This is a genomic window from Nonomuraea antri, from assembly GCF_013283785.1.
In the GTDB taxonomy this organism is placed as follows: domain Bacteria; phylum Actinomycetota; class Actinomycetes; order Streptosporangiales; family Streptosporangiaceae; genus Nonomuraea; species Nonomuraea antri.
The window spans coordinates 1-6,810 of sequence record NZ_JABCPZ010000364.1; the positions used below are offsets into that span (position 1 = coordinate 1).

Genomic DNA, 6,810 nt, shown 5'->3' on the forward strand with positions numbered 1-6,810 from the left:
GGCCCCACCGGCCGCCCCCTGACCCGCCGCCCGCGCCGGCGCGCTCCGCCGTACGCTGAGTTCATGATCGAGCGAGCGAGGATCGCGGTCGTCGGCGTCGGCAACAACATCTCCGCGCTGGTGCAGGGCATGGCCGCGCATCGGGCCACCGGGAGTCTGGTGGGGGTCCGGCGGCCGGTGCTGGGCGGGCTGGGCGTGGCCGACCTCGACATCGTGGCGGCGTTCGCCATGTCGTACGGGAAGGTGGGCAAGGACCTGCACGAGGCGGTCTTCGCCGCGCCCAACAACTTTCCCCGCCTCGTCGAAGAGCTTCCCGCGTCGGGCGTCACCGTACGGCGCGGGCTCACCGGCCCGGACGAGGTGGAGCGGGTCGCCGCGGAGTTGAAGGGGGCCGAGGTCGTCCTGTACGCCGCGCCCAGCGGCCGGGAGGCCGTCGCCCACGCCTACGCCGAGGCGGCGCTGCGCGCCGGGGCCGCCTTCGTCAACATCACCGCCGACCCGGTGGCCCGCGAGCCGCGGATCATGGCGCGTTTCACCGAAGCCGGGCTGCCCCTGCTCGGCGACGACCTGACCGCCCAGTTCGGCACCTCCATCGTGCACCACACGCTGCTGCGCCTGCTGGCCGAACGCGGCCTGACCCTGACCGACTCCTACCAGGTCAACCTGGGCGGCACCGAGGACTTCCGCAACCTGGTCGAGCACGGCGAGAGCAAGATGCGCTCCAAGCGCAACGCCCTGGACGACGCGGCCGGGCAGGTGGCCATCGCGCCGCTGGGGTACCTGCCGCACCTGGAGTCGCACAAGATCGCGCACATCAACATCGAGGCCCAGGGCTGGGGCGGGACCTCGGTCAGCCTCGACCTGAAGCTGAAGGTCCACGACCCCAGCGGGGGCGCCGGGGTGACCGTCGACCTGGTCCGCCTGGCGGCGCACGCGCTGCGCGAGGGCCGGGGTGGGCACGTCACCGAGGCGGAACCCCTGCTGAAGTCCCCGCCGCGCTCCTGAGCTCCCTCTCGCTGAATCCCGCCGCGCGCCGTCAGGTCCCGACCGCGCGGTACGCGTCGCGCAGCAGGCCGGGCGCGAGCCGCCGGTGCACCGCCGACAGCGGCGTCCAGATCGCGGACGCCGGCCACCGGTCGTAACGCAGGCCGGTGGCCAGCGACACCCGGTCGCCCTCGACCTGGACGACGAGATACCCGGCTAGCATCCAGGAGCGCGCCTCGAGCCTGATCCAGTCGTCGCCGCGGCCGGCGATGCGCCAGCCGGCCACGTCCGCTCCCGTCCGGCGGAGCCGCAGGCCGAGGAGCACCCGCCAGATGAACTGCCCCTGCAGGCCCGCGACGCGTTCGAACGCCGCCCTGGCCCACCGCTCGGGCTCCCCCGCCGGGCCGGCGGTGGTCAGGGTGAACAGGTCGACGTAGTCGAGGCCGAGCGCGCGGAGCTGCGCGGGGACGTCGTGTCGCCGGACGACGGGCGCCGGGCCGATCTCCCCGGCCGTTGAATCGATCGTCATTTCCCCGATCCCTTCTCGTTGATCGTCAACGTAACATACGTACATGAATGTATGTAAAGCAGGGTGCCCGGGCGGGAGAGAATCGAGTCGTGGAAGAGAGCGCATCGCTTGTCGAGCTCGCCCGCCGGCTGGAAGAGGTGGTCGGCGAGCTGCGCGGCATCCCGGTCGACGTCGAGCGGCTCGACGACAACGAGCTCGTCAAGCAGCAGATCGCGCAGGCCGCGAGCACGGCCAAGGAGCTGCGCGCGATGCATCCGATCGGCACGCCCGACACCGGACGCGAGGAGCTGCGCAGCCGGCGCGACGTGCTCGACGCGCTGCGCGGCGGCCTGGAGATGCGCACGATCGTGCACTCCAGGCTGCTCGACGACCCGGCCAAGGCGGCCCGGATCAGGGAGCTGCACGCCGCCGGCGACCTGCACCGGGTCACCGACGAGCCCATCCAGCAACTGCTCGTCTTCGACCGCGCGGTGGCCTTCCTCCGGATCATCCCGGTCGCCCACGCGCCGGGCGCGCTGGTGATCAGGCAGCAGAGTCTGATCACCAGTCTCATCGACCTGTTCGAGCAGATCTGGGCCAAGGCCAGGGAGGTCACCGAGCCGTCGCCCCGGCTGACCCCGCGCGAGCGCGAGGTCCTCGCGCTGATCGCGGAAGGACGGTCCAACAGCGCCGTCGCGCGCGCCCTGTCGATCACGGAGGCGGCCGTCGGCAAACACGTGGCCAGCGTGTTCACCAAGCTCGACCTGCCGGCCACCGAGGACGACAACCGCCGCGTGCTGGCCGTGCTGGCCTACCTGAGAGGCATCGCACGGTAGGGCCAGGGCTACCGCGGAGTCGGGCCAGCCCTCCTGTCACCATGATCGGCGGCACGCTTCAATGGGTGTCATGCATCGTATGACCGGATTGCTGGTCGGCGCGGTATTCGGCGCGGTCTTCGTCGTCGTCAACGCGCACGACCCGCTGAACCCCGTGGCCGCCGTCGTGTTGCGGGTGGCCGCCTGCCTGGCCGCCGCGTACGTCCTCATCCTGTGGTTCGTCGCCGCGCGCCGGAACCCGCCCGCCCCCGGCAGCGGGGGCGGGGGCGGGCAGGCCATGTTCGGCCGCGGCTACCTGATCGTCGTCGCCGCGGAGGCGGCGCTGCTCTTCGGCGGCCTGCGGGTGCTGGCCGCGCTGGAGTTCCCCGAGCAGGGCAATGTGGGCTGGGTGGCCTTCGTGGTCGGCGTGCACTTCATCGCGCTCGCGCCGATCTGGAAGGACTACGGCATCGCCGTGCCCGGGGTGGTGCTCACCCTGCTCGGGGCCGCCGGGCTGGTGCTGGCCTGGACGTCGATGGCGGCCTGGGCGCCGTTCGTCAGCGGCGTGCTCTCCGGGGTGGCGCTCCTGGCCGGGAGCACCACCTTCGCCTGGCGTACCGTGGCGTCGGCCCGCGCCTCAGCGGGTTCCGGCGCCGACCAGCCTGCTGTCGCGCGTCAGGAGCCCCAGGTCTCGAACTCGTAGATCCGCGCCGCCGGGTCGGAGTTCTGGGCGGGTCTGGTGATGTTCAGCCGGACGTAGCGGGCCGTGGTCGTGACCGGGTGCGTGCTGGTCCCGGCGGTGTTGCCGGTGACCGTGACAGCCGTGGTCCACGGGTCGGAGGCGGACGAGCGCACCTGGACGGTGAAGTCGCGGGTGTTCCAGGCCGCCTGCTCGCCGCCGGCCTGGGCGTGCTTGACCACGAAACGGGTCAGCGGCCTGGCCGAGCCGAGGTCGACCTCCATCCACTTGGCCGCGGTCAGCGCGCACCACTTGTCGGTGTTGCCGCCGTTCACGGTGCCGTTGACCGCCTTGGCCGGGCCCTCGTTCGCGTTGCACTGGCCCGAGGCGGTGGCGGGCCGGTTCAGCGCCAGGTTCGACTCGCCGCCCGACCCCGACCAGGTGACGGTGGTGCTCGCCGCGGGCGAGCGGCCGAACTCGGCGGAGACCGCCTCCACGTCGATGGTCGTGGTGGTCTCCGTGCCGGCCCGGTCGAGCTGCGGGACGAAGTAGGCGTCGTTGGGCGTGCCGCCCAGGTACGTGCGCGTCCCGTCGGGGTTGCGGCGGTAGACGTCGTAGTGGTGCACCTGGCCGGAGCCCGCGGCGGCCGTCCAGGACAGGCGCAGCGACTTGCGGCTCGGCGAGACGTCGGTCGCGCCGAGCACGCTCACGCCGGTCGGCGCGGCGGGGACGTCCACCTCGCCGTCGTAGACGGCCAGCCGGCCGACGCGGATGTCGTAGGCGTCGTCGCTCCCGGCGGCCTGCAGACCGAGCTGGGCGATGGTCTTGCCGGCGTGCGCCGACAGGTCGAGCGTCTTGCGCTCCCAGCCGGTGCCCGACACCGAGCCAAGGTCGAGGGTGGTGAACGTGGTGGGCGCGTCGGTGAACGCGACGGCCGCCTTGAGCTTCGTCGGCCCGGCCGCCGGGGCCTTGACCACGACCGACAGCTTGGTGTTCGCGGCCACCGGCAGCTTCGTCTGGTACAGCCGCACCGTGTTGACCGCGTCCAGCCGGCCGCGCAGGCGCAGCGACGAGCCGCCCTCGTAGGCGTCGGCGAAGTCGATGGACGGCGTCAGCTTCGTGCCCGCGGACGAGACGAGCCACTGGTAGGTGGGCGGCATGTCCTGGAGCGAGAGGTTGTTCCAGCCGCCGGTGCGCACCCGGACGCCCTCGACGTTGTAGAAGTCGCCCTGCCCGGCGTTGAAGGCGGTGACGAACGGCTTCGCGGTGATCGCGCTGGCCTCCGCGACGTACGTGGCCAGGCCCTTCCACGAGGAGGAGGTCGAGGTGTCGGACGGGTCGCCGTTCGCGCCCACCCAGTAGCGGGCGTCCTTGGCGCGGTAGTCGTCGCGTCCGCTGGACGACTTCCAGGTCCATTCAGGACGGTAGATGCCGAGCGAGGTCACGTGCGGCTGACCGGCGGGGAACAGGCCGTCCCACGACACGCTGGTGTCGTAGCCGTTGGCCTCGGTGTCGATGCCGGTGTACAGGTCGTACTCGCTGCGGCCCAGCGACCTGGCCCGGTCGCGCGAGGAGGCCAGGCCGCCGGCCGACCACCAGAAGTTGAGGAACATCGAGTCCGACACCTTGGCCGGGTCGGCCAGGAATGCGTCGTTGGCCGTGGTCAGCGCGTTCTGCCAGGAGATCGAGCCGCCCTCGACCATCGAGTCGTACCACATGAACTCGACCGGGCCCTTGGCGCTGGCGTACTTCATCAGCGACCGCAGCTCGGTGGCCAGCGCGGCGTCGCCGCCGGCCGTCTCCTGGTTGATGAACCAGCCGTCGAAGCCGTAGTGCTGGGCGACCTGCACCAGTTTGTCGGCGACCGGGTAGGCGGAGCCCGACTTCTTGACGAAGTCGCGTACCCACTGGATCTGGCCGCCGTAGGCGGTGGGCGGGAAGAAGACCGTGCCGTACACCTTCACGCCGTTGCGGTGCGCGGCGTCGATGACGGTGGGGTTGGGCGCCAGGATCAGGCCCTCGCCGGCCGAGCCGCCCCAGAAGACCAGGGTGTCCACGTACTGCCAGTGGCCGAAGGCGTAGTAGCTGGGGTCGAGCGCGCCCTGGGACGGGTTGTTCGAGGTCGGCGCGAACGACACCAGCGAGGCGACGCGGCCCTCGCCGGCGCGGGCGTTGGCGTTGGCCTTGAGCGCCGGGTTCTGGATCCTGGGCCGCAGCGGCACCCGGGAGCGGTTGAACCTGGCGTCGGGATCGGTGGCCGGGTTCCAGGACAGGATCGTGTCCGGGTACCAGTAGGAGGCGTACGGCTGGTCACCTGGGCCCGCGGCGGCGGTGGTGGCCGTCGTGGTGGTGGCGGTGGCGGGGCTGGTGATCAGGGCGGTGGTCAGCGCGGTGACCGCGCATAAGACCGATGACAACCTGCGTGGCATCTGAGCTCCTTGTCTCATGCCGTGGGGGGTGCCGATCTCCCGGAACCCTAAATCGCTTTAGTCACCCTGCCAAGACCCAGCCGCCAAGCCGTGTTGATCTGCAACTAAACTGATTTAGTACTACAGCAGGCTGTACCAAGGATCGGGTGGCGCGCTGGATTTCCCAGGTCAGGCCGGTTTCCTAGCGTTGAGGGCATGAGTGATCCGTACCGCATCCCTTCCGAAGACCGTCCGTCCGCCGCCGCCCGGCAGAAGCGCGCGGGATCCCCGCTGCGGGCGCTGCTGTGGGTCCTGCTGGCCGCCGGCGCGGGCGTGAACGTCGTGGCCAACCTCGCCCTGCACGGCGAGCTCAACCCCGTGGGGCTGACGGCCGGGATCGTCGGGGTGGCCGCCGGCGTCTGCCTGATCGTGTCGTACGTGAACGGCCGACGCCCATGACGCCGGCCGATACGCGTGTGGTGACACTCGAGCGGGTCACCAGGCGCTACGGCGACCTGGTGGCGCTGGACGACGTCTCGCTGGCCTTCCCCCGCGGCAGGTTCGTCGCGGTGATGGGGCCGTCGGGCTCGGGCAAGAGCACGTTGCTGCACTGCGCGGCGGCGCTCGACCCACCCACGTCCGGCTCGGTGATGATCGGCGGCGTGGACGTCGGACGGCTGTCGGAGACCCGCCGCACCGAGCTGCGCAGGAAGCACGTCGGCTTCGTGTTCCAGTCCTACAACCTGCTGCCCGCCATCACCGTCGCCGACAACATCACGCTGCCGCTGCGGCTGGCCGGGGTGCGTCCCGACCTGGACTGGATCGGCGAGCTGGTCGACCGGGTCGGCCTGCGCGAGCGGCTGGGTCACAAGCCCGCCGAGCTGTCGGGCGGCCAGCAGCAGCGGGCGGCGATCGTCCGCGCGCTGGCCGCCCGCCCGGACGTGGTGTTCGCCGACGAGCCCACCGGCGCGCTCGACCTGCGCAGCGCCGGACAGGTGCTGGACCTGCTGCGCGAACTGGTCGACGAGCTCGGCCAGACGGTCGTCATGGTCACCCACGACCCGGCCGCCGCCGCCCGCGCGCACGACACGCTCGTCATGGCCGACGGCCGGGTGGTGGACGTGCTCGCCGCGCCCGCACCAGAAGAGCTCGCGGTACGGCTGACCCGCCTGGCCGGGGAGCCGGTCGCATGACCCGGCTGGCACTGGCGATGGCCAGGATCGGCGGGCTGATGGTGGTGTTCGTGGCCGTGGTGGGCGGGATGGCGCTGGTGACGGCGGCCGGGGTGAGCGTGGACTCGGCGTTCCGCTCGCAACCGCCGGTGCGGCTGTCCGGGGCGGACGTGGTGATCTCCGCCAGGCAGACGATCTCGCGCAAGGAGGATCTGCCGGTGGCGTTGCCCGAGCGGGCTACCGT

8 protein-coding genes are annotated in these 6,810 nt (G+C 71.8%); 6 read left to right on the forward strand and 2 right to left on the reverse strand.

Annotated elements, in window-relative coordinates; translation table 11 throughout:
- Window positions 1–63 precede the first annotated feature (63 nt).
- Entirely contained in the window at window positions 64–1,005 is a 942-nt protein-coding gene (locus tag HII36_RS52175; protein WP_173530852.1) for an inositol-3-phosphate synthase, read from the forward strand.
- Window positions 1,006–1,036: 31 nt separating this feature from the next.
- On the opposite strand, the gene HII36_RS52180 is transcribed toward HII36_RS52175, so the two are convergent.
- Window positions 1,037–1,513, reverse strand: coding sequence for a hypothetical protein (locus HII36_RS52180; protein WP_217371047.1), 477 nt, complete (start codon window positions 1,511–1,513; stop codon window positions 1,037–1,039).
- An 89-nt stretch (window positions 1,514–1,602) separates the two neighbouring features.
- Between HII36_RS52180 and HII36_RS52185 the strand changes: the two genes are divergently transcribed.
- Window positions 1,603–2,328, forward strand: a complete 726-nt coding sequence (locus HII36_RS52185) for a helix-turn-helix transcriptional regulator (protein ID WP_328808282.1) — start codon at window positions 1,603–1,605, stop codon at window positions 2,326–2,328.
- Between the two features lie 79 nt (window positions 2,329–2,407).
- Window positions 2,408–3,010 (forward strand): hypothetical protein, encoded by a 603-nt coding sequence (locus HII36_RS52190; RefSeq protein WP_173530853.1) that lies wholly within the window; start codon window positions 2,408–2,410, stop codon window positions 3,008–3,010.
- Here HII36_RS52190 and HII36_RS52195 read toward each other — a convergent pair.
- The gene (locus HII36_RS52195; protein WP_173530854.1) at window positions 2,983–5,415 is read right to left on the reverse strand and encodes an endo-beta-N-acetylglucosaminidase; all 2,433 of its coding nucleotides are present in this window, start codon (window positions 5,413–5,415) and stop codon (window positions 2,983–2,985) included. The two genes, HII36_RS52190 and HII36_RS52195, sit on opposite strands and share 28 nt — an antisense overlap.
- A gap of 195 nt (window positions 5,416–5,610) precedes the next feature.
- Between HII36_RS52195 and HII36_RS52200 the strand changes: the two genes are divergently transcribed.
- The 3 genes from HII36_RS52200 to HII36_RS52210 all read left to right on the forward strand — a co-directional run.
- Window positions 5,611–5,853, forward strand: a complete 243-nt coding sequence (locus tag HII36_RS52200) for a hypothetical protein (RefSeq protein ID WP_173530855.1) — start codon at window positions 5,611–5,613, stop codon at window positions 5,851–5,853.
- Window positions 5,850–6,587 (forward strand): ABC transporter ATP-binding protein, encoded by a 738-nt coding sequence (locus HII36_RS52205; protein ID WP_173530856.1) that lies wholly within the window; start codon window positions 5,850–5,852, stop codon window positions 6,585–6,587. The genes HII36_RS52200 and HII36_RS52205 overlap by 4 nt, the downstream gene beginning before the upstream one ends.
- A partial coding sequence (locus HII36_RS52210; RefSeq protein WP_173530857.1) for a hypothetical protein occupies window positions 6,584–6,810 on the forward strand: 227 nt, incomplete at its 3' end. The genes HII36_RS52205 and HII36_RS52210, both read left to right, overlap by 4 nt.

What these genes read in the sequence shown, in the direction of transcription:
- HII36_RS52175 (WP_173530852.1), top strand. Translation starts at nt 64, where the DNA reads ATGATCGAGCGAGCGAGGATCGCGGTCGTCGGCGTCGGCAACAACATC.
- HII36_RS52180 (WP_217371047.1), bottom strand. Translation starts at nt 1,513, where the DNA reads ATGACGATCGATTCAACGGCCGGGGAGATCGGCCCGGCGCCCGTCGTC.
- HII36_RS52190 (WP_173530853.1), top strand. Translation starts at nt 2,408, where the DNA reads ATGACCGGATTGCTGGTCGGCGCGGTATTCGGCGCGGTCTTCGTCGTC.
- HII36_RS52195 (WP_173530854.1), bottom strand. Translation starts at nt 5,415, where the DNA reads ATGCCACGCAGGTTGTCATCGGTCTTATGCGCGGTCACCGCGCTGACC.
- HII36_RS52200 (WP_173530855.1), top strand. Translation starts at nt 5,611, where the DNA reads ATGAGTGATCCGTACCGCATCCCTTCCGAAGACCGTCCGTCCGCCGCC.
- HII36_RS52205 (WP_173530856.1), top strand. Translation starts at nt 5,850, where the DNA reads ATGACGCCGGCCGATACGCGTGTGGTGACACTCGAGCGGGTCACCAGG.